This window comes from Streptomyces sp. NPDC102467, from assembly GCF_044765445.1.
Lineage (GTDB): Bacteria > Actinomycetota > Actinomycetes > Streptomycetales > Streptomycetaceae > Streptomyces.
Genome location: NZ_JBIWKA010000007.1, coordinates 378,253 through 403,560 on the forward strand (window position 1 = coordinate 378,253; position 25,308 = coordinate 403,560).

The following is a 25,308-nucleotide window of genomic DNA, read 5'->3' on the forward strand; positions in this document are numbered from 1 at the left end:
CCGCCGCACGCTCTTGTCCTGATGATCTCTGCGACGCGGGTGCGCCGCGCAGGGTTCCCACGAATCCGACCGGGATCCGCCGAGAGCCAGTGAACAGGATCGCAGGTCGCGGCTACCCCAGCGGGTCCACCGGCGGCGCCTGCGACTCGGCGGCGATCCGGTGCACCCGCCGCCGTACGACGAGCCAGCCGGCCGCCAGGGCGAGGGCGATGGGCACGAGCAGCAGCACAGTGTCGCGGCCCGCGCCGTTCGTGTCGAACCACATCATCACGAGCACGGCGAACAGGAACGCGATCGTCGTCAGCTCGATCCACGGCGACGCCCACAGCCGGAACGCGGGCCGCCGGACGAGCCCTTGCTTCGCCCGCCGCACGAACACCAGATGGCAGAGCATGATCATGGACCAGGTGGAGATGACGCCGAGCGAGGCGACGTTCGTGACGATCCCGAACGCGTCCTCGGGCAGCCACGCGTTCAGGGCGACCCCGAGCAGCGCCGCCGTCGACGTCAACAGGATGCCCGCGTACGGGACATGGCTGCGGCTCATCCGCGCGGTGAAGGAGGGCGCCGAGCCCGCCATGGCCATGGAGCGCAGGATGCGGCCGGTCGTGTACAGACCGGAGTTGAGGGACGACATCGCGGCCGTGAGCACGACCAGGTTCATGATGCCGCCCGCCGCCGGCACCCCGATCTTCGACAGGACCGTCACGAACGGGCTCTGATTCGCCGAGTACGCCGTCCACGGCAGCAGCAGCGTCAGCATCACGATCGACCCGACGTAGAAGATGCCCACCCGCCACATGATCGAGTTCACGGCCTTCGGTACGACCGTCTCCGGATCGGCCGTCTCGCCCGCCGTCACCCCGACCATCTCCACCGCCGAGTACGCGAAGATCACCGTCTGCGTGATGAGCACGACGGGCAGCACGCCCATCGGGAACCAGCCCCCGCTGTCGCTGATGAGCGACAGGCCCGGGGTGTGTCCCGCCACGTCGTCGCGCGAGACGAGGAAGAAGATGCCGATCAGCAGGAACGCCACGATCGCGGTGACCTTGACGATGGCGAACCAGAACTCCATCTCGCCGAAGCTCTTCACGGAGATCAGGTTCACGGTGAGCACGACTCCGAGCGCGATCGCCGCGAGCACCCACTGCGGGACCGACGTGAACATCGACCAGTAGTGCACGTACAGCGCGATCGCCGTGATGTCGGCCATGCCGGTGGTCGCCCAGTTCAGTACGTACATCCACCCCGCGACGTACGCGCCCCGCTCGCCCAGGAACTCACGGGCGTAGCTCACGAACGAGCCCGACGAGGGGCGGTGCACGACGAGTTCGCCGAGGGCCCGCACGACGAAGGACGCGAACACTCCGCACACCGCGTACGCGATCGCCAGCGCGGGACCCGCTTTGGCGAGGTTTCCGCCCGCCCCGAGAAAGAGCCCCGTGCCGATCGCGCCACCGATCGCGATCATGCTGATGTGGCGTGGTTCGAGGGCCTTGCTGTAGCCGAGGTCGCCCGCGTCGGCGACGCCCTCGCCGGTCGTGGGATCGTCCGGCGGGGAGCCGTGGGAAAAGTCTTTGCGCAGATTCACGCCCGGAACTCTCGCACTGCGCGGCGCCCCGATCGGCGCAGCGGCAAGCGGCCCCGCGTGGCGTCGCTCGTACGGGTGAGACAGCCGTCGAGCCGCGCCCCGCCCCGCCTCGACGATGCCGTGGCCACCACGAGCGCGCCCGGGCCCGGAAGAAAAATTCTTGGGTAAGGGAACGGCAAAGCGGAGCTGCTCGTTACCCCTGGCATGACAGCCATGACCCCAGGTTCGAACATCCCGCTCACGGCGCAGCGTGTGGCGGTCGACGTCTCGGCGCCCGTGCGGCTCGACGTATCGGGCCTGCTGCTCACCGCCGACGGCAAGGTGCGCTCGGACGACGACTTCATCTTCTACAACCAGCCGGCGGGCCCCGGTGTGACGTACACGTCGGGCGGGGGCACGAGCCCCGACTCGATCACGGTGGACACGGCGGCCGTGCCGCCGGGCATCGAGAAGATCGTCGTCACGGCGAGCCCGGACGCCGACGGCCAGTCGTTCCAGGGCATCGAGCCCACGGCCACGGTGCGCAACGCGGACGACGGCTCGGTCCTGGCGACGTTCACGCCCCCGCAGCTCGGCGCCGAGACGGCGCTGGTGATCGTCGAGGTCTACCTGCGCAACGGCGCGTGGAAGGCCCGCGCGGTCGGCCAGGGGTACTCGAACGGTCTGGCGGGCATCGCCACCGACTTCGGCGTCTCGGTCGAGGAACCGGCCGCGCCCGCCGCCGCGCCTGTCGCCCCGCCCGTCGCGGCCCCGGCAGCCTCCCCGGCCGCCGCGATGCCCGCGCCGAGCACCCCGCCGGTCGACCCGCGCATCGCCCCGCCCCCGCCGCCGGCCGCGGCTCCGGCTGCCCCGCCGGCCGCCCCCGCGCCCGGCGCCGGGAAGATCAACCTCGACAAGGGCCGCGTCTCCCTGCAGAAGAACCAGACGGTGTCCCTGGTCAAGGGCGGCAAACCGCTGCTGAGCCAGGTCAAGATGGGCCTCGGCTGGGAGCCCGCGTTCCGCGGCAAGGACATCGACCTGGACGCGTCGGTCATCGCGTACGGGCCGCAGCGCAACCACGTCGACAGCTGCTACTTCGGCAAGCTCTCGATCGTGAACGGCGCGATCAAGCACTCCGGTGACAACCTCACGGGCGAGGGCGCGGGCGACGACGAGGTGATCGTCGTCGACCTGGGCCGCCTGCCGCAGGACGTCACGGGCCTTGTCTTCACGGTGAACTCGTTCTCGGGCCAGAAGTTCACCGAGGTCGCCAAGGCGTACTGCCGCCTCATCGACGCCGCGTCCGGCGAGGAGCTGGTCCGCTTCGACCTGACGAGCGCGGAGGCGCAGACCGGCGTGATGATGGCGAAGCTCATCAAGCAGTTCTCCGGCGAGTGGGAGATGACGGCGCTGGGTGACTTCGTGAAGTCGCGCACGGTACGCGGCATGGTGAAGCCCGCGGCCCAGGCGCTCTGACAGCACCGTTCGGCACGGCCGGGACAGCAGTCCCGGCCGTGCCGTCGTGCACCAGGCGGTACCGGATTACGGGACGACGACGATCTTGCGGCCCACGCCCGACGCGAACTGGTCCAGGGCCTCGGGGTACTGGTCGAGGGGAAGCCGGTCGCTGATGAAGACGTCCGGGTCGAGGACCCCGCCCGCGAACAGCTCCGCCGCCCGCTCGTAGCTGTGCAGGACCGCCATCGAGCCGGTGATGGTGATCTCCTGGTTGTAGATGCGGTACGGGTCGATCGTCACGCGGGTCGCGTAGTCCGCGACGCCGAACTGCAGGAACGTGCCCGCCTTCGCCACCCGGCCGAGGCCGTCCTGGATCGCCGCCGCGTTGCCCGTCGCGTCGATCACCACGTCCCAGCCCTCGGGGCGGTCCAGCTCGTCCGGTCCCGCGGCGGACGCCGAGACGCCGAGCTGCTGGGCCGTCGCGAGACGCTCCGCGTTCAGGTCCACGACGTCGACGCTCGCGGCGCCGGTGCGCTTGGCCAGCTCCAGCATCATCAGGCCCATGGTCCCCGAGCCGTAGATCAGCACGTGGGAGCCGAGGCGTGACTGGAGCACGTCATAGCCGCGTACCGCGCAGGACAGCGGTTCGATGAGGGCCGCGTCCTGGGTGCGTACGTGGTCGGGGAGGCGGACGCAGTTGGCGACGGGGGCCAGCGCGTACTGGGCCGCGCCGCCCGCTGTCGTCACGCCGATCGCCGCCCAGCGCTCACAGAGGTTGCCGCGCCCGGCGCGGCAGAAGCGGCACTCGTGGCAGTGCAGTGACGGGTCGACGGCGACGCGGTCACCGACCCGCACCTCCGTGACGGCGCTGCCGACCTCGGCCACCGTGCCCGCGAACTCATGTCCCGGCACCACCGGCAGCGTAGGGGCGAACTCGCCCTGCCGGATGTGCAGATCCGTGCCGCACAGGCCGCAGGCCGCCACCTCCACGACGACGTCCCGGGGGCCCGGCGTGGGGTCGGGCACCTCGCCGACGACGACCTTGCCCACTGACTCGACGATCGCGGCCTTCATTTCACAGCTCCCAACGACAGGCCCTGGACCAGCTTGTCCTGGGCGGCGAACCCTGCGGCGAGCACCGGCAGGGAGATGACGAGCGACGCGGCGCACACCTTCGCCAGGAACAGGCCCTGGCTGGTGATGAAGCCGGTCAGGAAGACGGGCGCGGTCTGGGCGACGACGCCCGTGAGCACCCGCGCGAAGAGGAGTTCGTTCCAGCTGAAGATGAAACAGATGAGCGCGGTCGCCGCGATGCCGGGCAGCGCGATCGGGGCCACCACCCGGGTGAGGACCGTGGGCAGGCGCGCGCCGTCGATCTGGGCGGCCTCGATGACCGCGACCGGCACCTCCGCGAGGAACGAGTGCATCATCCACACCGCGATCGGCAGGTTCATCGACGTGTAGAGGATGACGAGCAGCCAGATGTTGTCGAGGAAGTCCGTGTTCTTCGCGAAGAGGTAGATGGGGAGCAGGCCCGCCACCACCGGCAGCATCTTCGTGGAGAGGAAGAAGAACAGGACGTCCGTCCACTTCTTCACCGGGCGGATCGACAGCGCGTACGCCGCCGGCAGGGCGAGGACCAGGACGAGGAGCGTCGAGGCGAGCGAGGCCACCGTCGAGTTGATGAGCGCGGGCCAGGGGCTCGCGCCGCCGCCCGCGCCGAAGAAGTCGCGGTAGCCGTCGAGGGTGAGCGAGGCGGCGAAGGACGGCGGGTTGGTCGCCGCGTCCTCCTCCGAGTGGAAGGACGTCAGCACCATCCACGCGATGGGCAGGAAGAAGACGATGCCGGCCAGCCAGGCGACCAGGCCGAGTCCCTTGCCTCTGAGGGTAGGTGAGGAGCTTGAGGACGTAGAGGGCTTCGAGAGTGCTGAGCGCGTCATCAGCGCGACCCCTCCTCGCGGAACAGTGACGACACGACGCGCAGCGCGAAGGTCGCGATGATGATCGAACCGATGACGACCAGGACGCCGGCCGCCGAGGCGAGCCCGTTCTCGTGGGCCTGGTAGAAGCTCTGGTAGACGGTGTAGGGCAGGTTCGCGGTGCCCAGGCCGCCGGAGGTGAGCGTGAAGACCGCGTCGAAGTTCTGCACGATGTAGATCGAGCCGAGCAGTGCGCCGAGTTCGAGATAGCGGCGCAGATGCGGCAGCGTCATGTGGCGGAACACCTGCCAGGGGCTCGCGCCGTCCATCCGGGCCGCCTCGATGAGTTCGGGGGAGCGCGACTGCAGACCGGCGAGCAGGATCAGCATCATGAACGGGGTCCACTGCCAGATCAGCGCCACCTCGACCGCGATCAGCGGCGTGTTGGAGATCCAGTCGGGCTGCGGACCGCCGACGTAGTGCAACAGGCCGTTGAGCAGCCCGTATTCGGGGTTGTACAGGACGTGCTTCCACAGCAGGGCCGCCGCCACGGGCACCACGAGGAAGGGCGCGATCAGCAGCGTACGGACGAGTCCGCGCCCCTTGAACTTCCGGTCCAGGAGCAGCGCCAGGCCGAGCCCGACGACAAGGCTGACCACGACGACGGTGACGGTCAGGACGATCGTCGTCAGGACGGACTTGCGCAGATCGGGGTCGGTGAGGACCTCCGAGTAGTTCCCGAACCAGGTGAAGTGCCGGGCGTCCGGGTACAGCGCGTTCCAGTCGAAGAGGGAGATCACCAGCGTGGCCACGAAGGGCAGTTGGGTCACGACGATCATGAAGACGAGTGCGGGCAGGAGCGGCGCCCGGGTGGCCCAGGCACGGAGCTTCTGGGGCGCGGGCCGCGAGGCGGGCGCGCGGGTACGGGCCACGGGGGCCGGGGTCGCGGTCGGTGTGGTCATCGGCCCTCGTACTCCTTCGCGATCTCGGAGGCGAGTTTCTGGGACTTCTTCAGGGCCGAGTCGACGGACTGGCGACCGGCGACGGCCGCGCTGATCTCCTGCGAGACCTTGGTGCCGAGATCGGTGAACTCGGGGATGCCGACGAACTGGATGCCGGGCGCGGGCCGCTTCTGCACGCCCGGATCGCGCGGCTTGGCGCCCTCGATGGCGGTGCGCGTCACGTCCACGAAGGCGGCGGCCTCGGAGCGGTACGCCGGGATCTCGTACGTCGAGGCGCGCTTGCCCGCGGGGACGTCGGACCAGCCGACCTTCTCGCCGACGAGCTTCTCGTACTCCTTGCCCGACGCCCAGGAGATGAACTTCCAGGCGTTGTCGGGGTTGTGGGACGCCTTCTGCAGGCCCCACGCCCAGGTGTAGAGCCAGCCGCTGTTCGCCGTCTTCTCGACGGGCGCGGACACATAGCCGATCTTGCCCTTGACCGGGGAGTTCGCGGATTCGAGCGATCCCGCGGCGGACGTCGCGTCGTACCACATGGCGGTCTTGCCCTGGGTGAGGTTGTTGAGGCACTCGGCGAAGCCGGACTGGGCGGCGCCGGACTCGCCGTGCTTGCGGACGAGGTCGACGTAGAACTTCGTGGCGTCCTTGAAGCCCTTGTCGTCCAGGCGCGCGGTCCAGTCCTTGTCGAACCAGGTGCCGCCGAAGGTGTTCACGACGGTCGTCAACGGCGCCATCATCTCGCCCCAGCCGGGCAGGCCGCGCAGACAGATGCCCTTCATGCCCGACTGGGCGCCGTCGGCCTGCGCCGCGAGGTCCGCGACCTGCTGCCAGGTCGGGTGGGCGGGCATCTTCAGGCCCTTCTTCTTGAAGACGTCCTTGCGGTACATGAGGAAGGACGACTCGCCGTAGAAGGGCTCGCCGTAGAGCTTGCCGTCGTCGCCGGTGAGGGATTCGCGCATGGGCTGCAGAATGTCCTGCTGGTCGAAGCCGGGGTCCTTCTTCACGTACGGGCCCAGTTCGTGCAGCCAGCCGTTGCGGGCGTAGATCGGTATCTCGTAGTTGCTGAGCGTCGCGACGTCGTACTGGCCCGCCTGGTTGGCGAAGTCCTGGCTGATCTTGTCGCGGACGTCGTTCTCCGGCAGCACGGTGAAGTTCACCTTGATGCCGGTCTCGCGCGTGAAGTGGCGGGCGGTGAGTTTCTGCAACTCGGTCATCTGCGGGTTGTTCACCATCAGTACGTTGATGGCGTCACCGCCCGTACCGAGCCCGCCCGCGCCGGCCCAGCAGCCGGACAGGAGGGGGATGAGCAGCGTCCCTGCGGCGGCCGTCGCGAGCAGGGCGCCCGGTGGCCTTCGTCGGCTCTGGGTTCGCATGGATGCTCCTGGACTCATGTGGCGTATGGGGACAAAGGGGGTGCAAAAAGGGGAGGGAGAAGGAGAACAGGGGGTGTGGGTAATTGCCGCATGTACAAGGGGAGTTCACGTTCAGACGCGGATGACCTGCGGGCCCATCAACGAGTACCGGTGCGCTTCGGACGCGGGCAGCTGGCTGCCCGTGACGATCGTCTCCAGCGCGCCCACCGGCGCGAACCGGCAGAAGCTGACCGCGCCGAACTTGGTGTGCACGCCCGCGAAGACCGTGCGCCGTGCGGCCCTGATGGCCTGCGCCTTCACCTCGCTGACCGCGGGATCGGGGGTGGTCAGGCCCTGGTCGCGGGAGATGCCGTTCGCGCCGATGTAGGCGAGGTCGAGGACGAAGCCGGCCAGCATCTTCGTCGTCCAGTGGTCGACGGTGGCGAGCGTGCCCGCGCGCACCCGGCCGCCGAGCAGCAGCACGGTGGTGTTGTCGGCCTCGGCGAGCGCGCCTGCCGTGGCCAGCGACGCGGTGACGACGGTCAGCGGCCGGTCGCGGGGGAGTGCCTCGGCGATCAGCTGCGGCGTGAACCCCTCGTCCACGAAGACGGTCTCGGCGTCCCCGAGCAGCTCGGCGGCGGCGGTGGCGATCCGCCGCTTCTCCGGCACGTGCATCGTCGTACGGAACGCGAGCGTCGTCTCGAACCCGGCGCTCTCCACCGGATACGCCCCGCCGTGCGTACGCCGGACCAGGCCGTGGTCCTCCAGGGCGCGCAGATCCCGGCGGACGGTCTCCTTGGCGACGCCCAGCTCGGTGGCGAGTTCCGTGACGTCCACGGACCCGGTGCGGCGTGCCGTGCGCACGATCTCCCGCTGCCGTTCCTCCGCGCTCATGCCGACCCGCCTTCCTGGAGAGCTCCGTTGCCCGTTCGGGCCCGGAAGGGCCCGCACCGGAAGTTCTACCGGCGTCGTGCGGCGGTGACCAGGTCTGTTGCGGACTTGATGCTGCCCGTTCCGGCCCGTTTCGCGATCCGGCTGCCCGCCGTGGACCTGCGAGGGAGCGGTGAGGCATGTGGGTTCGGGCGGCGCGGGTGCCCGAACAAGAGGGCGGGCGGGCCCGTTCGGTGCCCGCCCGCCCTCCTGCCCGTTCGATCAAGTGGTGCTCAGTACGGCCAGATCGGCGGGTCGTTGATGAAGCGGCCGCCCATGTACAGATGGGCCGGGTTCTCGTCGGAGAGAGGGCCGAACTCGGCGAGCAGGTTCGGCGCGTACTCCTCCGAGTTGTCCTGCGGCTCGTAGCCGAGGGCGCGGGCGCTCGACAGGTCCCACCACAGGCGGGTGTTGGCGGAGGAACCGTAGACGACGGTGTGGCCGACGTTCTCGGCGGTCAGCGCCGCGTGGAAGAGGCGCGCGCCGTCCGCCGGGCTCATCCAGACCGACATCATGCGCACGTCGGTCGGCTCCTTGAAGCAGGATCCGATGCGCACCGACACGGTCTCCTGGCCGAACTTGTCCCAGTAGAACTGCGCGAGGTCCTCGCCGAACGACTTCGACAGGCCGTAGTACGTGTCGGGGCGGCGCAGCGTTTCGACCGGGACCACGGGGGCGCCGTCCTCGGTGCGCGGGCGCGGGGTGAAGCCGATCGCGTGGTTGGACGACGCGAAGACGATCCGGGGAGCGACGCCGTCCGGCCGGCTCTCGCCCTCCGCGCGCACCGCCTCGTAGAGGTGGTAGGTGCCCTTGATGTTCGCGTCGAGGATCTTCTCGAAGGTCGACTCGAGGGAGATCCCGGCCAGATGCAGTACGCCGTCGACGCCGCGCACCGCCTCGCGCAGCGCCTCCGTGTCGTTCAGGTCGGCGACGATCGCGTCCGGCGCGTCCGCGATCGGGCGTACGTCGAGCAGCCGGAGGTCGTAGCCGTACTCGGGCAGCAGCTCCCGCATCAGGGTGCCGAGTCCGCCGGCGGCGCCGGTGAGCAGAATCGTGCGGGGCGTGGCGGGACGTGACGGCACTGACGGCACTGACGGCTCGGGCGGCACTGACATGCGCGTGATCTCCGTATGTGTGAGCGACATTCACATTTATGGACACGCTAAAGAGGGGCCGCGTGCTCCGTCAAGAGCCGCACGGACCCGCGGGAGCGGACGCGGTCTCCTCCGGAGTGATCCGGCGGAGTGATCCGAAGCGAGAAGTTCCGTTCGTGCCGGGCGAGTTCGAGTGCTTGACCGTCCCCTTTGGGGCGGCTTACGGTGAGCGCGTTCAGAAATGTAGACGCGGATCAGAGACATGCACATGTTCAGGGAGAGCCCGTGACGTCGCCCCCTTTTGGCCCCCTCGCCGCTCGACTCGGCATCCCCAGCGGGCCGCTGTTCTTCCCCGTCACCGCGTACGGCCCCGACGGCGCTGTGGATCTCGACACCTACCGCACCCATGTGCGGCGCGGCGTCGAGGCCGGGGCCGCCGCCGTGTTCGCCTGCTGCGGCACGGGTGAGTTCCACGCGCTCGCCCCCGAGGAGTTCGAGGCCTGCGTCGCGGCCGCGGTCGAGGCGACCGAGGGCCGGGTGCCCGTCGTCGCCGGCGCCGGATACGGCACGGCCCTCGCCGTCCACTACGCGCGGATCGCCGAACGGGCGGGCGCCGACGGCCTGTTGGCGATGCCGCCCTACCTCGTGGTGGCCGGACAGGAAGGCCTGCTGCGGCACTACACGCAGCTGTCCGAGGCGACCTCCCTCGACATCATCGTCTACCAGCGCGACAACGCCGTCTTCACTCCGGAGACCGTCGTCGCGTTCGCCCGCCACCCCAAGATCCTCGGCCTCAAGGACGGCCTCGGCGACCTCGACCTGATGCAGCGCATCGTCAGCGCCGTGCGCACGCAAGTCCCGGAGGACTTCCTCTACTTCAACGGACTGCCGACCGCCGAGCTCACCGGCCTCGCCTACCGCGGCATCGGCATCACGCTCTACTCCTCCGCCGTCTTCTGCTTCGCGCCCGACATCGCGCAGGCCTTCCACAAGGCACTGAACACGGGCGACGACGCAGCGGTGAACAAGCTCCTCGACGGCTTCTACCGGCCGCTCGTCGAACTGCGCAACCAGGGCCGCGGCTACGCGGTGTCCCTCGTGAAGGCGGCGGTGCGGTTGCGCGGCCTCGACGTCGGCGAGGTGCGCCCGCCGCTGCAGGAGCCGACCGAGGAACACGTCAAGCAGCTGACCGAACTCATCGAGCACGGCCAGGCGTTGCTGGAAGGAGCCGGCAAGTGAAGGTCTCCACGTTCGTCTACCCCTGGGACGTCAACGGCGACCCGGACGCGGCCCGCCGCATCGCCGATCTCGGAGTCCAGCAGGTCACCCTCGCTGCCGCCTACCACTCCACGCGCGCCCTCACCCCGCGCCACCCGCACCACCGCATCGTCACCGCCGAACACGCCTCCGTGCTCTATCCGATCGACGAACAGCGCTGGCAAGGAAGGGAGTTGAGGCCGTACGCCGCCGGTGACTGGGCTCCCGGCGACGCGTACGGGCAAGCAGCCACCGCCCTCGCCGAGGCCGGTCTCTCCGTCCACACCTGGGTCGTCCTCGCGCACAACTCCCGCCTCGGCGCCGAACGCCCGGACACCTCGGTCCGCAACGCCTACGGCGACCGCTACCCGTGGGCCCCCTGCATCGCGCAGCCCGCCACCCGCGCCTACCTCGTCGACCTCGCCGCAGAGGCCGCCACCAGGACGGGCGCCCACGGCACCGAACTGGAGTCGCTCGGCTGGTACGGCCTCGCCCATCTGCACGCCCACGACAAGACGGCCGGCGTCGGGCTCGGCGAGGCCGGACAGTACCTGATGTCGCTGTGCTTCTGCGCCGACTGCCGGACGGGGTACGCACAACACGGCCTGAACGCCGATGAGTTGGCGCGGTCCGTGCGGGACGCCCTGGAACCCGTATGGCGGGGGGCGGCGGCCGACGACGGCTGGGTCACGGTCGAGAAACTGCTCGGCGCCGAGGTCGCCACGGCCACCCGCGCCTACCGCGACGCGACCGCCCGCAGCCTCCAGGAAGCCGCGGTCGCCGCGGTACGCGACGCGGCCCCCGCCGGGTTCCAGGTGCTGCTCCACGCCTCCCCGGTCTCCTACCACTGCGGCGCCAACGTGGGCGTCGACCCCGCGCACATCCTCTCCGTCGCCGACGGGGTAGTCGTGCCCTGCACGGGCGGCGCGGACCCGGTGCGGCCGTTCGCCGCGCAGGGCAAGGGCGTCGTCGCCGCGAACCTGACCGTCGTACGCGGCATGGGCGGCAGCCCCGACACCCTTGCCGAGGACGCCCGCGCCGCCCGCGACCTGGGCGCCACCGAGCTGCGCCTCTACCACGCGGGGCTCGCGTCGGACGCGGACCTGAAGACGGTCACGGGGGCGCTCGCGGAACTCTGACACGCCGCACCGATGAGTTCCGGGCCGCGGGCCGGTCCACCCACCATGAGCGCCATGAGTGACATCACAGTGGATATCGGCCCGCAGGCCCGCATCGTCGCGCGCCTCGCCCACGGCGTCCGTGAGGACCAGCTCGACCTGCCCACGCCCTGTCCCGAGTACGCGGTGCGCGAGCTGCTCGGCCACCTCCTCGGCCTGTCCGTCGGACTGCGTGCCGCGGGCCGCAAGGAAACCGGGGGGACCGACCCCGGCTCCGCGCTCCCCGAACTCGGCCCCGACTGGCGAACCGCCCTGCCCGAAGCACTGGACGCCCTCGTCGACACCTGGCGGCAGCCCGCCGCCTGGCAGGGCATGACGCAGGCGGGCGGCCTCGAGCTGCCCGGCGCCGTCGCCGGTCTGGTCACCGCCGACGAACTGGTCGTGCACGGCTGGGACGTGGCCAGGGCCACCGGTCAGGAGTACGTCCCCGACGAGGCGGCGCTGCGAGCCGCCCGTGACCTGCTCGCGCCGACCGACGACGGCGACGACGGCGCCGACGGCCGCGACGGCCTGTTCGGGCTGATCGTGCCCGTACCCGACGACGCCCCGCTCCTCGACCGCGTCATCGGCCTGAGCGGCCGCGACCCGGCCTGGAAGCCGTAACCGGAACACCTACAACTGCCCTCTGTGGACGCCCTCTTGAGCGATCGCAGGGGGCAGCGGGCAATTTGGATGTCGGCCGAACTTCTTTTGATAGAAGCGTTGACGAAACAGCCGGCTGCTTCTAGCTTCAACGCGTCGTACTTCGTACGTCATATATGAGACGCGATACGAGATACGAGAACAGCCGGACATCAGACCCGAGAGGCGCGCATGACCTCAGTGCCCACGCCGATCCCGTCCCGCACGCAGTACGTGCAGGACGAGATCAAGCACCGCATCCTGACCGGGCAGTTGAGACCGGGGCAGGCCCTGGTGGAGACCGACCTCGCCGCGCAGTTCGGCGTATCCAAGACGCCGGTGCGCGAGGCGCTCAAGACCCTGGCCGGGACCGGTCTCGTCGTGATGAACCAGTACAAGGGCGTCACGGTGCGCATGGTGGACGCGGACATGGCCCGCGAGGTCTACGACGTACGGCTGCTGCTCGAACCGGAGGCGCTGCGCCGCACGGTGCACCGCCGCGCCTCGCTTGACGCCGCCCGCGAGGCCCTGGAGCGCGCCGCCACCGCGGCCGACACGGCCCAACGCTCCCTCGCCAACCGGGAGTTCCACCGTGCGCTGTACGTCCCGTGCGGCAACCCGCTGCTCGGCAAGATGCTCGACGAGGTTCGTGACCAGGCCGCCCTGGTCTCCGCGGTCGCCTGGGCCGCCCACCCGTCCTGGGAGCGGGAGGCCGCCGAGCACCGCGAGATCCTGGAACTCGCCCTCGCCGGTGACGCCCAGGGTGCCTCGCGCGCGCTGCGGAACCACATCGCGTCGTTCGTGCGACGGGCCTTCCCCGATGTCGAGGTCCCGGAAGAAGAGGGTGAGCAGCGCTCATGACAGCGTCGTACTCGTATCAGAACCAGCGGGCCGCGCTGGCCGATGTCGTCGCGATCCCGGTGACGCCGTTCGCCGAGGACGGATCGGTCGACGAGGCCACGTACAAGAACCTGCTGCGACGGCTGCTCGACGCCGGGGTGCGCACGCTCACGCCGAACGGGAACACCGGCGAGTTCTATGCCCTGACCCTTCAAGAGCGCACCCGGATAACGGAGTTGACCGTCACCGAGGCGGGGGAGCGGGCCGCGATCCTGGTCGGTGTCGGCCATGACGTGCCGACCGCCGTCGACGCGGCACGCCACGCCCGCGACCTCGGCGCCCACATGGTGATGGTGCACCAGCCCGTGCACCCGTACGTCTCCGAGGGCGGCTGGGTCGACTACCACCGTGCCATCGCCGACGCCGTCCCCGAGATCGGCGTCGTCCCGTACCTCAAGAACGCCGCGCTGCCCGGGTCCCGCCTCGCTGAACTCGGCGCGGCCTGCCCGAACGTGATCGGCGTGAAGTACGCCGTGCCGGACGCCGCGCGGTTCGCCGCCTTCGCCCGGGACGCGGGTCTCGACCGGTTCGTCTGGGTCGCCGGGCTCGCCGAGCCGTACGCGCCGTCCTACTTCTCGGCCGGCGCCACCGGCTTCACCTCGGGCCTCGTGAACGTCGCACCTGGCATTTCGCTGTCCATGATCGAAGCGCTTCGATCGGGTGACTATCCGGGTGCCATGAAGGTCTGGGAACAGATCCGCCGCTTCGAGGAGCTGCGCGGCGCCGACGCCTCCGCCAACAACGTCACCGTCGTCAAGGAAGCCCTCGCCTCACTCGGCCTGTGCCGCCGCGAAGTCCGGCCGCCCAGCCAGGAGTTGGCCGGACCCGAGCGCGCCGAGGTCGCGGACATCGCGGCGGGGTGGTCCATATGACCACCGCTCCGAGAACCCGGCTCGCCCCCGAGGAGCTCCGCTCCCACCAGTGGTACGGCACCGAGGGCACCTTGCGCACCTGGTCGCACAACGCGCGGATGCGCCAACTCGGGTACGAGGCGGAGGAGTACAAGGGCCGCCCGGTGATCGCCGTCCTCAACACCTGGTCGGACATCAACCCCTGCCACGTCCATCTGCGCGAGCGCGCCGAGGCGGTCAAACGGGGCGTGTGGCAGGCCGGCGGCTTCCCCCTGGAGTTCCCCGTCTCCACGCTCTCGGAGACGTACCAGAAGCCGACCCCCATGCTCTACCGCAACCTCCTCGCCATGGAGACCGAGGAGCTGCTGCGCTCCTACCCCGTCGACGCGGCCGTGCTGCTCGGCGGCTGCGACAAGTCGACCCCGGCACTGCTCATGGGCGCCACCTCGGCCGACGTGCCGTCGCTCTTCGTGCCCGCGGGACCGATGCTGCCCGGACACTGGCGCGGCGAGACCCTCGGCTCCGGCACGGACATGTGGAAGTACTGGGACGAGCACCGCGCCGGCAACCTCACTGACTGTGAACTACGAGAGCTGCAGGGCGGGTTGGCACGCTCACCGGGGCACTGCATGACCATGGGGACCGCCTCCACGATGACCGCCGCGGCCGAGGCGCTCGGCATGACGCTGCCCGGCGCCTCCTCGATCCCCGCGGTCGACTCGGCGCACGAGCGGATGGCCGCCGCCTCCGGGCGCCGCGCCGTCGAGCTCGCCTGGACCGCCCTCAAGCCGTCCGAGATCCTCACCGCAGAGGCCTTCGAGGACGCCGTCACCACGGTGCTCGGGCTCGGCGGCTCCACCAACGCCGTGATCCACCTGATCGCCATGGCGGGCCGCGCCGGGGTCACCCTCACGCTCGACGACTTCGACCGGATCGCGCGCACCGTCCCGGTGCTCGCGAACGTGCGGCCGGGCGGACAGACGTACCTGATGGAGGACTTCTACTTCGCCGGCGGCCTGCCCGCCTTCCTCTCCCGCATCCCCGACCTGCTCCACCTGGACCGGCCGACGGTCAACGGCCGCTTCGGCGACCAGATCGAGAGCGCCGTCGTGCACGCCGACGACGTCATCCGACCCCGCGAGAACCCGGTCGCGCCCGAGGGCGGTGTCGCCGTACTGCGCGGCAACCTGTGTCCCGACGGCGCCGTCATCAAACACATCTCCGCCGAGCCGCACCTGCTCAAGCACACCGGCCCCGCCGTGGTCTTCGACGACTACAAGACCATGCAACGCACCATCAACGACCCGGAGTTGGGCATCACCGCCGACAGCGTGCTGGTGCTGCGCAACTCCGGCCCCAAGGGCGGCCCCGGCATGCCCGAGTACGGGATGCTGCCGATCCCCGACCACCTGCTGAAGCAGGGTGTGCGCGACATGGTGCGGATCTCCGACGCCCGGATGAGTGGCACGAGCTACGGGGCGTGCGTGCTGCACGTCGCCCCGGAGTCGTATGTCGGCGGGCCCCTGGCGCTGGTGCGCACCGGCGACAGTGTCACCCTCGACGTCACCGCCCGCGTGCTGCAACTCAACGTTGCGGACGCGGAGTTGGATCGGCGCCGCACCGAATGGACCGCGCCGCCCGAGCGCTACGAACGCGGATACGGGGCGCTCTACAACGAGCAGATCACCCAGGCCGACACCGGCTGCGACTTCGCCTTCCTGGCCAAGCCGGGCAAGGTCCCTGATCCGTACGCGGGCTGACCGCCCCGCCGCCCCGCTCCGCCCCGCACCCATTGGCCGAGATACCGAACAGCGCCGAGATACCGAACAACGTCTGCGAAGCGCTTCGAAGAACGGAGTCCAGGCATGGCCCAAGCCGCTGCCGTGGCGAAAGCCCCGCGAACCCGGCGCCGCACGTCGGCCACCCCGCGCAGGCTCCCCTACCTGCTGATCGCCCCCGCCGGGCTGCTGATGCTGGGCTTCATCGCGTACCCCGTGCTCAGCGTCTTCTACTACAGCCTGCAGAACTACAACCCCACCAAACCGTGGCGCAACGGCTTCGCGGGCCTGGACAACTTCGTCACCGCGTTCACCAAGGACCCCGACTTCTGGAGCACGCTGGGCTTCAGCCTCCAATGGGTCGTCGTGCAGGTGGTGCTCCAACTGCTGCTCGGCCTCGGGCTCGCGCTCGTCGTCAACCAGACGTTCGTGGGGCGCGCCATGGCCCGTGCGCTCGTCTTCTCGCCGTGGGCCGTCTCGGGCGTGCTCACCTCGGCCGTCTGGATGCTGCTCTACAACTCCCAGACGGGCATCACCCGTTACCTCGCCGACCTGGGCGTGGGCACGTACGGCACGTCATGGCTGTCGGACACCGCGACGGTCTTCCCGGCCGTCGTCACCGCCGAACTCTGGCGCGGCGTCCCCTTCTTCGCGATCCTCATCCTCGCCGACCTGCAATCCGTCTCGAAGGACCTGTACGAGGCCGCCGAGGTCGACGGCGCCAGCCGCGTCCGGCAATTCCTGCACATCACGCTGCCGCACCTCAAGGACGCGATCATCCTGTCCACGCTGCTGCGCGCGGTGTGGGAGTTCAACAACGTCGACCTGCTCTACACCCTCACCGGCGGCGGGCCCGCCGGTGAGACGACCACCCTGCCGCTGCGCATCGCCTCCATCGCCGTCGACAGCCACGACTTCGGCTACGCGTCCGCGCTGACCTCCATCGCCTTCGTGATCCTCCTGTTCTGCTCGATGGTCTATCTGCGGCTGAGCAAGTTCGGGGGCGGGGAGAAGTGACCGTCAAGGAAGCCCAGTTGACCGCCACCACCGCACCCGCCGCCACGACCCGCGCCCGGCACCGCCGCCGGCTCGACGCCACCCCGCCCAAGAAGGGCCGCTCCTACGACGACGTACCGCGCTGGCAGATCTACGTGCCGCTCGGCGTCTACCTCCTCTTCACGCTCATCCCGTTCTACTGGATGCTGCTGTTCGCCTTCCGGCCCACCGGCTCCACGTCCCTGGTGCCGTGGCCGCTGACCTTCGAGCACTTCGACAAGGTGTGGAACGAGCGTTCGTTCGGGATCTTCTTCCAGAACAGCCTGCTCGTCGGCGTCGCCTCGATGCTGATGACGACCGTCGTCGCGCTGGCCGGCGGCTACGCCCTCGCCCGCTTCAACTTCAAGATCAAACAGGGCTTCATGCTGGCCCTGCTCTGCTCGCAGTTCATCCCGGGCGCCCTGATGCTGGTGCCGCTGTTCCAGATCTTCGCCAACCTGCAGATGATCAACTCCCTCGGCAGCGTCATCATCGCCGAGACCGTCTTCCAACTGCCGCTCACGATGATCCTCATCAGCGGCTTCATCAAGAACGTGCCGTACTCCCTGGAGGAGGCCGCCTGGGTCGACGGCTGCGGACGCTTCCGCGCCTTCTGCGCCGTCGTCCTCCCGCTGCTGCGACCGGGGCTGATCGCGGTCGGCTCGTTCGCCTTCGTGCACAGCTGGAACCACTTCCTCTTCGCCCTGATGTTCCTCTCCGACCAGGACAAGCAGACGATCCCCGTCGGCCTGTCGACGCTCATGGGCGCCGACTCCGTCGACCTCGGTGCCCTCGCCGCCGGCGGTGTCGTCGCCGCCGTACCCGTCGTGATCGTCTTCGCCTTCATCCAGAAGTGGCTCGTCACGGGCTTCAGCGCCGGGGCGGTGAAGGGATGAGCACCCCACGCACCGGCAGCCCGCGTACCACCGAGCCGGTCCCCGTCGTCCTCGCAGGGGCGCGCGGTCACGGCCGCTGGCACCTGAACAACCTGCGGCGCCTCGCCGACGCGGGCCGTGTCACGCTCGCCGGCGTGTGCGAGCTGAAGCCGCTGGACGAGGAGGAACTCGCGGGATTCGGCTCCCAGCGGCCCCCGGTCGCGCAGGGCGACGACTTCGGGGCGCTCCTCGACGCGACCGGGGCCCGGATCGCGATCATCTGCACCCCGATCCCCACACACACCGACCTGGCCCTGACCGCCGCCCGGCGAGGCGTGCACCTGCTCCTGGAGAAGCCGCCCGCGCCGTCATATACGGAATACGAGCGGATGGCCCGCGGCGTGGCCGAGGCGGGCATCGCGTGCCAGGTCGGCTTCCAGTCGCTGGGCTCGCACGCCGTGTCCCATATACGAGATCTCGTACGCGACGGCCTCATCGGTGAACCGCTCGGCACCGGCGCCGCCGGAGCGTGGGCGCGCGACGAGGCGTACTTCCGGCGCGCGCCCTGGGCCGGACACCGCCGCCTCGACGACGGCGCGGGCGGGCAGGTCGACGTCGTCGACGGGGTCCTCACCAACCCCCTCGCGCACGCCGTCGCCACCGCCCTCGCCCTCGACGGCGCGACCGGCTCCGACGACCTCACCGGCATCCGCACCGAACTCTTCCGCGCCAACGCCATCGAGGCCGACGACACCTCCTACGTCGAACTCACCACGCGCAGCGGCTCGCGCGTCACCGTCGCCGCGACGCTCTGCGCCGAGTGGCCGGACGAGCCGTACGTCGTCGTGCACGGCAGCCGCGGCCGCATCACCTTCTGGTACAAGCAGGACCGCGTCCTCGTCCAGCGCGCGGGACACGGCCCGCAGGAGACCGTGCACGGGCGCACGGATCTCCTGGAGAACCTCGTCGACCATCTGACGGCCGACGCGGAACTCCTGGTCACACCCGCCTCGACGGGGGCCTTCATGCGCGTCGTCGAAGCGATTCGCAGCGCCCCCGACCCGCGCGCCCTGCCCGCAGACGCGTGGCGCACCGCGCCCGGTACCGGCGCGGGCGAGGACGCCGTCCGCCGTGTCGTGCACGGCATCGACGGCCTGGTCGCCGCCAGCGCCGACTCCCTCACCGGATACGCCGAGCTCGGAGCGGTCTGGGCCCGGCCAGGACTGGAGGCAGCACCGTGAGTCCCCTACTGCGACAGGCCACCGAACCCCTGACCCTGAGCTGCGCGGGCCGCCCCGTCGCCCGCTACGATCTGCGCCCCGACGTCGGGCACCGCCTCGCGCCGCGCCCCTGCCTGCACCCGGTCACGACCCTCGGCGGCACCCCGGTCACCGAGTTCGCCCCGGCCGACCACGTCCACCACCTCGGGGTGAGCGTCGCCGTGCCGGACGTCGCCGGGTACAACTTCTGGGGCGGCCGCACCTACGTCCGCGACCAGGGGCCCACCGCCCTGGACAACCACGGCGAGCAGCGGCACCGCGAGTTCAAACTGTGCGACCCGGACGGCTTCGTCGAGGACCTGGAGTGGACCGCGGACGGCTGCCTCGTACTGCGGGAACGGCGGACCGTCGCCGCCTCACAACTGGCCGCGGACGCCTGGGCGTTGGACCTCACCTTCACGCTGACGAACCCGGCCGCCCAGGACCTGACCATCGGCAGCCCCGCCACCAACGGCCGGCCCGGCGCCGCCTACGGAGGGTTCTTCTGGCGCGCGCCCAAGGAAGTGGCCGCGCCCACCGTGTTCACCGCCACCGCGGAGGGCGAGTCGGCCGTGCACGGCAGCGCCGCCGCCTGGCTGGCCCTGGCGGGCGACGGCTGGACCCTGGTGTTCGCCGGAGCCACCGCCGAGACCCGCCGCGATCCCTGGTTCGTGCGCACGGGGGAGTACCCGGGTGTCGGCTCCTCGCTCGCCTCCGACGTGCGGCTGCGGATCGCCGCGGGGGACACCGCCGTGCGCCGCGTCGTCACGGTCGTCGCCGACGGCCGCCTCGACCGGGCCCGCGCCGCCGCCCTGGTCCGCAAGGCGGTGTCCGCATGACCGGGGTGCCGCGCACGGGCGGCTCGGGCGACTTGGGCGACGGGACGTACCGCAACCCGGTGCTCGCCGCCGACTGGTCCGACCCCGACGTGGTCCGCGTCGGCGACGACTTCTACCTCACCGCGTCCAGCTTCGGCCGGGCCCCCGGCCTGCCGCTGCTGCACTCCCGCGACCTCGTCAACTGGACGCTGGTCGGGCACGCCCTCGACCGGCTCGAACCCGCGGAGGCGTTCACGACACCACGCCACGACTGCGGTGTCTGGGCACCCGCGCTGCGCCACCACGCGGGCCGCTTCTGGATCTTCTGGGGCGACCCCGACCACGGCGTTTTCCAGACCAACTCCCCGTCGATCAGGGGGCCGTGGACCAAGCCGCACCTCCTCAAGGCGGGCAAGGGCCTCATCGACGCCTGCCCGCTGTGGGACGAGGAGAGCGGCGAGGCGTTCCTCGTGCACGCCTGGGCCAGGTCACGGTCCGGGGTGAAGAACCGGCTCACCGGACACCGGATGAGCCCCGATGGCCGCGAACTCCTCGACGAGGGACGGCTGTTGATCGACGGTGACCAGCTTCCCGGCTGGTTCACCATCGAGGGGCCCAAGGCCTACCGGCACGACGGCTGGTACTGGATCTTCGCCCCCGCCGGGGGTGTGGAGACCGGCTGGCAGGGCGCGTTCCGCTCCCGCTCCTTCTTCGGGCCCTACGAGGAGCGCGTCGTCCTCGAACAGGGCGACACCGCGGTCAACGGCCCCCACCAGGGCGGCTGGGTGCGCACCGGCATCGGCGAGGACTGGTTCCTGCACTTCCAGCAGCGCGGCCCGTACGGACGGGTCGTGCATCTGCAGCCGATGCGCTGGGACGCGTCCGGCTGGCCGGTGCTCGGAGACGACGGCGCCCCCGTGCTCGTACACAAGAAGCCCGCGCTGCCCCCGCAGCCCGTCACCGCGCCCGCCACCGACGACGACTTCCCCGGCGGCCGGTTCGGACGGCAGTGGCAGTGGTCGGCCAACCCCCGTGAGGGCTGGGCCAGTTCGCACGCCGGGGACGGGCTGCGGCTCGCCTGTGTGCGGTCCGCGGACGGCGTGCGTGACCTGCGCCGCGTACCGCATGTGCTCACCCAAAGGCTGCCGCTGCGACCGTCCCGCGTCGAGGTCGATCTCCGGCTCACCAGTACAACGCCCGGCGCCAGAGCGGGACTTGTCGTGCTCGGCGACGCCTACTCCTGGATCGGTCTGGAGCGCGCCGAGGACGGCGCCGCCCGCGTCGCGCACCGGTTCGCGGAGGCCGTCGCCGAGACGGAACGCGACGCCGCCGCGGGACGCGCGGCGCCGGACGGGACGGCGCGGCTGCGCGTCGACATCACCGACGGGGCGCGCTGCCGCTTCTCCGTCGACACGGGCGACGGCGCCGGCTTCCGGCCCTCGGGCCAAATGTTCGCCGCGGCGCCGTGGCGCTGGGTCGGCGCGCTGCTCGGCCTGTTCGCGGCGGCACCGCCCGGCCCGGGACCCGCCGGGACAGCCCTGTTCACGCACTTCCGTATCGCCCGCCAGGCATCACCCGTCACCCGCTAGGCATCACCGGCCGGGCGCCATCCGCCGGCCGCCACCCTCAGTTGGATCCAGAAGAAGAGAGCCGATCATGAACATCCGTACGCGCAGACGCACCCTCCGCACCGGCACCGCCCTCGCCCTGACCACCGTTCTCGCACTCACCGCGACCGCCTGCGGCGACGACGGCAGCGGCGCGGGCGGGGACAAGGGGGGCGAGGGTTCCGGCAAGGGTGAGATCACCTTCTGGGACAACAACACGGCCGTGCGCCGCGACGTCTGGATGGAGATCATCAAGGACTTCGAGAAGGCGAACCCCGACATCAAGGTGAAGTACGTCGGCATTCCCGCCGAGAGCGTGCAGTCCAAGTACGACACCGCGATCCAGGGCGGCGGCCTGCCCGACGTCGGCGGCGTGGGCACTGCGATGCTCGCCGGGATCGCCGCGCAGAACGCCCTCGAACCGCTCGACGACCGCCTCGCCACCAGCTCCCTCAGCGGCAAGATCAACGACGCCTTCCTGGAGTCGGTCAAGGCGGCCGGCGGCTCGAGCTCGAAGATGTTCACCGTCCCGACCTCGGCCAACAACGGCGTCCTGTACTACCGCACCGACATGTTCAAGACGGCCGGTCTGGACGCGCCGACGACGTGGACGAAGTTCTTCGACGCCGCCGACAAGCTCACCGACACCGGCAAGAACCGGTTCGGCTACACCATCCGCGGCGGCGAGGGCTCCATCGCCCAGGCCCTCGACGTGATGTACGGGCAGAGCGGCATCACCTCGTTCTGGGACGCGGACAGCACCAAGACGACGGTCAACGACCCCAAGAACGTCGCCGCGTTGGAGAAGTACGTCGGTCTCTACAAGAAGGCCACCCCGTCCGCCGACGTCAACAACGACTTCACCAAGATGGTCGCGCAGTTCGACAGCGGCCAGATCGGCATGCTCAGCCACAACCTGGGCTCCTACGGCGACCACGTGAAGGCGTTCGGCGACAAGTTCCGCGGCCTGCCCAACCCGACCGGTGACGACGGCACCCGCGTCCAGGTCTCCAACCCCGTCGACGGGCTCGGGCTCTTCAAGTCCGGCAAGAACAAGCAGGCTGCCTGGAAGTTCATCGAGTTCGCCGCGTCCCACGCGCAGAACAGCAAGTGGAACGAGTCGGCCAAGCAGATCCCGTCCAACACCGAGGCTGCCAAGGACGCCTGGGTGCAGAAGTCGGAGCCGACCCGGCTCGCCGCCGAGGCCCTGGCGTCCGGCTCCACCAAGATCGTGCAGCTGCCGTACTACCTGCCCGACTGGAACACCGTCTCCAAGGCCGACAACGAGGACGACCTGCAGAAGGTCATGCTCGGCAAGGAGTCGGCGAAGAAGTTCCTCGACACGCTCGCAGAGCAGCTCAACAAGGCGCAGGACGAGTGGAAGGCGCAGGCCAAGTAAGGCCTGTCCCACAGCCCTTCCCTCACCGCCTCGCGCCCGGCCGACCGGTCCGGCGGCGGGATGTCACACGTCCCGCCACTCCCGCCGCCGGACCCGCCATCCCCGTAGGTTCGTGAGAATACGTCCAAGAAAGGACGGCACATCGTCGTGTCGACCACCCGAAGAGCGACCCTGGCCGCGCTCGCCGGACTGCCGCTGGCCGCGTCCTTCGCGCCCCCGGCAGCGGCCAGGACCGCGAAGGACGGCCGCCGGACCCTGTTCATCGCGGGGGACTCCACCGCGGCCCAGAAGTACGCGGACGCCGAGCCGGAGACCGGCTGGGGCATGGCCCTGCCGTTCTTCCTCGCTCCTTCCGTCAAGGTCGCCAACCACGCGGTCAACGGCCGGAGTTCGAAGAGCTTCGTCGACGAGGGCCGTCTCTCCGCCATCCTCACCGAGATCCGCCGCGGCGACCTCCTGCTGATCCAGTTCGCGCACAACGACGAGAAGAGCGCCGACCCCGCCCGCTACACCGAGCCCTGGTCGACGTACCAGGAGCACCTGAAGCTCTACGTCGACGGGGCGCGGGCCAAGGGCGCCCGGCCGGTGCTCGCCACCGCCGTCGAGCGCAGGAAGTTCGACGCCGACGGCACCGCGCTGCCCACGCACGGCGATTACCCGGCGGCGATGCGGGCCCTCGCCCGGCAGGAGGGCGTCGCGCTCCTCGACATACAGGCGCTGTCGCTCGCGCTGTGGCAGCGGCTCGGCGTCGAGGAGACGAAGGTCTACTTCAACTGGACCGCCACGGAACAGGACAACACGCACGCCAACCCGCCCGGCGCGATCGCCGTGGCCCGCCTCGTCGCCACCGAGCTGCTGCGCCGCCGGGTGCTGCCCGCGCGCGACGTGCGCCGCCTCGGCGAGGAGATCGACGAGCTGTCCGAGGTCTGGCGGTCACGCCTGACCTGGCTGCCCGGCACCACCCCGGCCTGAACGAACCACCGTTCGCCCGGCACCACCCCGGCTTGAACGAACCACCGTTCGCCCGGCACCACCCCGGCTTGAACGAACCCCCGTTCGCCGCCGTCCGAACCCCCTGTCCGAAATCCCGCAAGGAGCGCACAGTGATCACACAGAGATGTCATGGTCGTGTCATAGCTGGACTCGTGGGCTGCACCGCCCTCGTCCTCGCCGTCACCGGCACGGGCGCCGCCCAGGCCCACGGCCGCGACGTAGCCCGGCAGACCCTCGCCGCCCACGACGGCTGGGCCTCGGCGACGACCGGCACCACGGGCGGCGCGGACGCCCGCCGGGTGTACACGGTCACCACCTGGGCCGAGTTCAAGGCGGCCCTCGCCGAGAGCGGCACCGCCCCGCGGATCATCAAGGTCAAGGGCACCCTCGACGCGGACGGCGCGGACTGCTCCGAGTTCGCCGTCGACGGCTACGACTTCGACCGGTACCTCGCCGACTACGACCCTGCCGTCTGGGGCTACGACGAGGACCTGGAGCAGCAGAAGGCGACCGCCGGCACCCAGGAGTACCTGCGCAACCAGTCGGCCCTCGCGCAGGCCAAGGCCATCAAGGCGGCCGTCCCCGCCAACACGACGATCATCGGTGTCGGCAAGGGCGCGGGCATCGTGGGCGGCAGTCTCCAGATCAACGGTGTCGACAACGTCATCGTGCGCGGCCTCACCATGGAGTCCCCGCTCGACTGCTTCCCGCAGTGGGACCCGACCGACGGCGACACCGGCAACTGGAACTCCGAGTACGACGCGGCCGTCGTCTACAACTCCACGCACGTCTGGCTCGACCACAACACGTTCACCGACGGCGACCACCCCGACTCGACGCTGCCCACGTACTACGGGCGGATCTTCCAGCAGCACGACGGCGAACTCGACGTCGTCAAGGGCGCCGACCTGGTCACCGCCTCGTGGAACGTCTTCGAGGACCACGACAAGACGTTCATGATCGGCAACAGCGACAGCGCGGGCGCCACCGACGAGGGCAAGCTGCGGGTCACCCTGCACCACAACCTGTTCAAGAACCTCGTCGAGCGCGCGCCGCGCGTCCGCTTCGGGCAGGTCGACGCGTACAACAACTCCTACGTCGCGAACGGCGACTACGGATACTCCTTCGGCATCGGCTTCAAGTCTCAACTCGTCGCCGAGAAGAACGCGTTCACTCTGCCGAAGGGCATCGGCGCCGCTTCGGTCCTCTACCGGTGGAGCGACTATCCGGTCACCGCCGAGGGCAACGTGGTGAACGGCGCCCGGACCGACCTCGTCGGGGCCTACAACGCGGCGAATCCGGCGACCCCGCTCTCCTCGGGGGCCGGGTGGAAGCCGACACTGCGTACGCAGGTGGACCCGGCCAAGGCCGTGCCGCGGGTTGTCGCCCGGGGGGCCGGGGCGGACCGGCTCCGCTGAGACGACGTTGTCGACCGGGTGCGGGGCCTTCGTG

At 70.4% G+C, this 25,308-nt stretch carries 22 protein-coding genes; 15 read left to right on the plus strand and 7 right to left on the minus strand.

Annotated elements, in window-relative coordinates:
• Positions 1 to 112 precede the first annotated feature (112 nt).
• Positions 113 to 1,588, minus strand: a complete 1,476-nt coding sequence (locus ACIREE_RS17085) for an amino acid permease (protein ID WP_404152330.1) — start codon at positions 1,586 to 1,588, stop codon at positions 113 to 115.
• A 219-nt stretch (positions 1,589 to 1,807) separates the two neighbouring features.
• Between ACIREE_RS17085 and ACIREE_RS17090 the strand changes: the two genes are divergently transcribed.
• A complete protein-coding gene (locus tag ACIREE_RS17090; RefSeq protein ID WP_404152024.1) occupies positions 1,808 to 3,049 on the plus strand; it encodes a TerD family protein in 1,242 nt (413 codons plus the stop codon).
• A gap of 66 nt (positions 3,050 to 3,115) precedes the next feature.
• Here the strand turns inward: ACIREE_RS17090 and ACIREE_RS17095 are convergent, their stop codons facing one another.
• From ACIREE_RS17095 to ACIREE_RS17120, 6 genes are all read right to left on the minus strand, one after another.
• The gene (locus ACIREE_RS17095) at positions 3,116 to 4,105 is read right to left on the minus strand and encodes a zinc-dependent alcohol dehydrogenase family protein (protein ID WP_404152027.1); all 990 of its coding nucleotides are present in this window, start codon (positions 4,103 to 4,105) and stop codon (positions 3,116 to 3,118) included.
• Positions 4,102 to 4,971, minus strand: coding sequence for a carbohydrate ABC transporter permease (locus ACIREE_RS17100; RefSeq protein WP_404152029.1), 870 nt, complete (start codon positions 4,969 to 4,971; stop codon positions 4,102 to 4,104). Before ACIREE_RS17100 ends, ACIREE_RS17095 begins: the two co-directional genes overlap by 4 nt.
• The gene (locus tag ACIREE_RS17105; RefSeq protein WP_404152031.1) at positions 4,971 to 5,912 is read right to left on the minus strand and encodes a carbohydrate ABC transporter permease; all 942 of its coding nucleotides are present in this window, start codon (positions 5,910 to 5,912) and stop codon (positions 4,971 to 4,973) included. The genes ACIREE_RS17100 and ACIREE_RS17105 overlap by 1 nt, the downstream gene beginning before the upstream one ends.
• Positions 5,909 to 7,282, minus strand: a complete 1,374-nt coding sequence (locus ACIREE_RS17110) for an ABC transporter substrate-binding protein (protein WP_404152034.1) — start codon at positions 7,280 to 7,282, stop codon at positions 5,909 to 5,911. The genes ACIREE_RS17105 and ACIREE_RS17110 overlap by 4 nt, the downstream gene beginning before the upstream one ends.
• Positions 7,283 to 7,393: 111 nt before the next feature.
• Positions 7,394 to 8,155 carry a DeoR/GlpR family DNA-binding transcription regulator gene (locus ACIREE_RS17115; RefSeq protein WP_404152037.1) on the minus strand — a complete coding sequence of 254 codons (762 nt, stop codon included), beginning with the start codon at positions 8,153 to 8,155 and terminating at the stop codon, positions 7,394 to 7,396.
• A gap of 269 nt (positions 8,156 to 8,424) precedes the next feature.
• Entirely contained in the window at positions 8,425 to 9,306 is an 882-nt protein-coding gene (locus ACIREE_RS17120; protein WP_404152040.1) for an NAD-dependent epimerase/dehydratase family protein, read from the minus strand.
• Positions 9,307 to 9,570: 264 nt separating this feature from the next.
• On the opposite strand from ACIREE_RS17120, the gene ACIREE_RS17125 reads away from it, so the two are divergent.
• The 14 genes from ACIREE_RS17125 to ACIREE_RS17190 all read left to right on the plus strand — a co-directional run bounded on the left by ACIREE_RS17125 (position 9,571) and on the right by ACIREE_RS17190 (position 25,274).
• On the plus strand, positions 9,571 to 10,524 hold the full coding sequence (locus ACIREE_RS17125; protein ID WP_404152043.1) for a 5-dehydro-4-deoxyglucarate dehydratase: 954 nt from the start codon (positions 9,571 to 9,573) through the stop codon (positions 10,522 to 10,524).
• A complete protein-coding gene (locus ACIREE_RS17130) occupies positions 10,521 to 11,681 on the plus strand; it encodes a hypothetical protein (protein ID WP_404152046.1) in 1,161 nt (386 codons plus the stop codon). The genes ACIREE_RS17125 and ACIREE_RS17130 overlap by 4 nt, the downstream gene beginning before the upstream one ends.
• Before the next feature lie 45 nt (positions 11,682 to 11,726).
• On the plus strand, positions 11,727 to 12,323 hold the full coding sequence (locus tag ACIREE_RS17135; protein ID WP_404152049.1) for a TIGR03086 family metal-binding protein: 597 nt from the start codon (positions 11,727 to 11,729) through the stop codon (positions 12,321 to 12,323).
• A gap of 210 nt (positions 12,324 to 12,533) precedes the next feature.
• Entirely contained in the window at positions 12,534 to 13,202 is a 669-nt protein-coding gene (locus ACIREE_RS17140; RefSeq protein ID WP_404152052.1) for a GntR family transcriptional regulator, read from the plus strand.
• Complete coding sequence (locus ACIREE_RS17145) at positions 13,199 to 14,113, plus strand: dihydrodipicolinate synthase family protein (RefSeq protein ID WP_404152055.1); 915 nt, start codon at positions 13,199 to 13,201, stop codon at positions 14,111 to 14,113. The genes ACIREE_RS17140 and ACIREE_RS17145 overlap by 4 nt, the downstream gene beginning before the upstream one ends.
• Positions 14,110 to 15,852, plus strand: a complete 1,743-nt coding sequence (gene araD / locus ACIREE_RS17150; RefSeq protein ID WP_404152058.1) for an L-arabinonate dehydratase — start codon at positions 14,110 to 14,112, stop codon at positions 15,850 to 15,852. Before ACIREE_RS17145 ends, araD begins: the two co-directional genes overlap by 4 nt.
• Positions 15,853 to 15,957: 105 nt before the next feature.
• A complete protein-coding gene (locus ACIREE_RS17155; protein ID WP_404152061.1) occupies positions 15,958 to 16,887 on the plus strand; it encodes a carbohydrate ABC transporter permease in 930 nt (309 codons plus the stop codon).
• Complete coding sequence (locus ACIREE_RS17160) at positions 16,884 to 17,801, plus strand: carbohydrate ABC transporter permease (RefSeq protein ID WP_404152064.1); 918 nt, start codon at positions 16,884 to 16,886, stop codon at positions 17,799 to 17,801. The genes ACIREE_RS17155 and ACIREE_RS17160 overlap by 4 nt, the downstream gene beginning before the upstream one ends.
• Positions 17,798 to 19,021, plus strand: a complete 1,224-nt coding sequence (locus ACIREE_RS17165) for a Gfo/Idh/MocA family protein (protein WP_404152067.1) — start codon at positions 17,798 to 17,800, stop codon at positions 19,019 to 19,021. Before ACIREE_RS17160 ends, ACIREE_RS17165 begins: the two co-directional genes overlap by 4 nt.
• Entirely contained in the window at positions 19,018 to 19,878 is an 861-nt protein-coding gene (locus ACIREE_RS17170) for a PmoA family protein (RefSeq protein ID WP_404152070.1), read from the plus strand. The genes ACIREE_RS17165 and ACIREE_RS17170 overlap by 4 nt, the downstream gene beginning before the upstream one ends.
• Positions 19,875 to 21,446: a family 43 glycosylhydrolase gene (locus ACIREE_RS17175; RefSeq protein ID WP_404152072.1), complete on the plus strand. Its 1,572-nt coding sequence runs from the start codon at positions 19,875 to 19,877 to the stop codon at positions 21,444 to 21,446. Before ACIREE_RS17170 ends, ACIREE_RS17175 begins: the two co-directional genes overlap by 4 nt.
• Positions 21,447 to 21,513: 67 nt before the next feature.
• Positions 21,514 to 22,863 (plus strand): ABC transporter substrate-binding protein, encoded by a 1,350-nt coding sequence (locus ACIREE_RS17180; protein WP_404152075.1) that lies wholly within the window; start codon positions 21,514 to 21,516, stop codon positions 22,861 to 22,863.
• 147 nt (positions 22,864 to 23,010) lie between these two features.
• The gene (locus ACIREE_RS17185) at positions 23,011 to 23,835 is read left to right on the plus strand and encodes a rhamnogalacturonan acetylesterase (protein WP_404152077.1); all 825 of its coding nucleotides are present in this window, start codon (positions 23,011 to 23,013) and stop codon (positions 23,833 to 23,835) included.
• 131 nt (positions 23,836 to 23,966) lie between these two features.
• A complete protein-coding gene (locus tag ACIREE_RS17190; RefSeq protein ID WP_404152080.1) occupies positions 23,967 to 25,274 on the plus strand; it encodes a polysaccharide lyase family 1 protein in 1,308 nt (435 codons plus the stop codon).
• Positions 25,275 to 25,308: the final 34 nt, after the last annotated feature.

Bases quoted from the DNA above. Each gene is read 5' to 3' on its own strand.
- ACIREE_RS17090 (WP_404152024.1), top strand. From the start codon at position 1,808: ATGACCCCAGGTTCGAACATCCCGCTCACGGCGCAGCGTGTGGCGGTC.
- ACIREE_RS17095 (WP_404152027.1), bottom strand. From the start codon at position 4,105: ATGAAGGCCGCGATCGTCGAGTCAGTGGGCAAGGTCGTCGTCGGCGAG.
- ACIREE_RS17100 (WP_404152029.1), bottom strand. From the start codon at position 4,971: ATGACGCGCTCAGCACTCTCGAAGCCCTCTACGTCCTCAAGCTCCTCA.
- ACIREE_RS17105 (WP_404152031.1), bottom strand. From the start codon at position 5,912: ATGACCACACCGACCGCGACCCCGGCCCCCGTGGCCCGTACCCGCGCG.
- ACIREE_RS17110 (WP_404152034.1), bottom strand. From the start codon at position 7,282: ATGCGAACCCAGAGCCGACGAAGGCCACCGGGCGCCCTGCTCGCGACG.
- ACIREE_RS17115 (WP_404152037.1), bottom strand. From the start codon at position 8,155: ATGAGCGCGGAGGAACGGCAGCGGGAGATCGTGCGCACGGCACGCCGC.
- ACIREE_RS17120 (WP_404152040.1), bottom strand. From the start codon at position 9,306: ATGTCAGTGCCGCCCGAGCCGTCAGTGCCGTCAGTGCCGTCACGTCCC.
- ACIREE_RS17135 (WP_404152049.1), top strand. From the start codon at position 11,727: ATGAGCGCCATGAGTGACATCACAGTGGATATCGGCCCGCAGGCCCGC.
- ACIREE_RS17140 (WP_404152052.1), top strand. From the start codon at position 12,534: ATGACCTCAGTGCCCACGCCGATCCCGTCCCGCACGCAGTACGTGCAG.
- ACIREE_RS17145 (WP_404152055.1), top strand. From the start codon at position 13,199: ATGACAGCGTCGTACTCGTATCAGAACCAGCGGGCCGCGCTGGCCGAT.
- araD (WP_404152058.1), top strand. From the start codon at position 14,110: ATGACCACCGCTCCGAGAACCCGGCTCGCCCCCGAGGAGCTCCGCTCC.
- ACIREE_RS17155 (WP_404152061.1), top strand. From the start codon at position 15,958: ATGGCCCAAGCCGCTGCCGTGGCGAAAGCCCCGCGAACCCGGCGCCGC.
- ACIREE_RS17165 (WP_404152067.1), top strand. From the start codon at position 17,798: ATGAGCACCCCACGCACCGGCAGCCCGCGTACCACCGAGCCGGTCCCC.
- ACIREE_RS17175 (WP_404152072.1), top strand. From the start codon at position 19,875: ATGACCGGGGTGCCGCGCACGGGCGGCTCGGGCGACTTGGGCGACGGG.
- ACIREE_RS17180 (WP_404152075.1), top strand. From the start codon at position 21,514: ATGAACATCCGTACGCGCAGACGCACCCTCCGCACCGGCACCGCCCTC.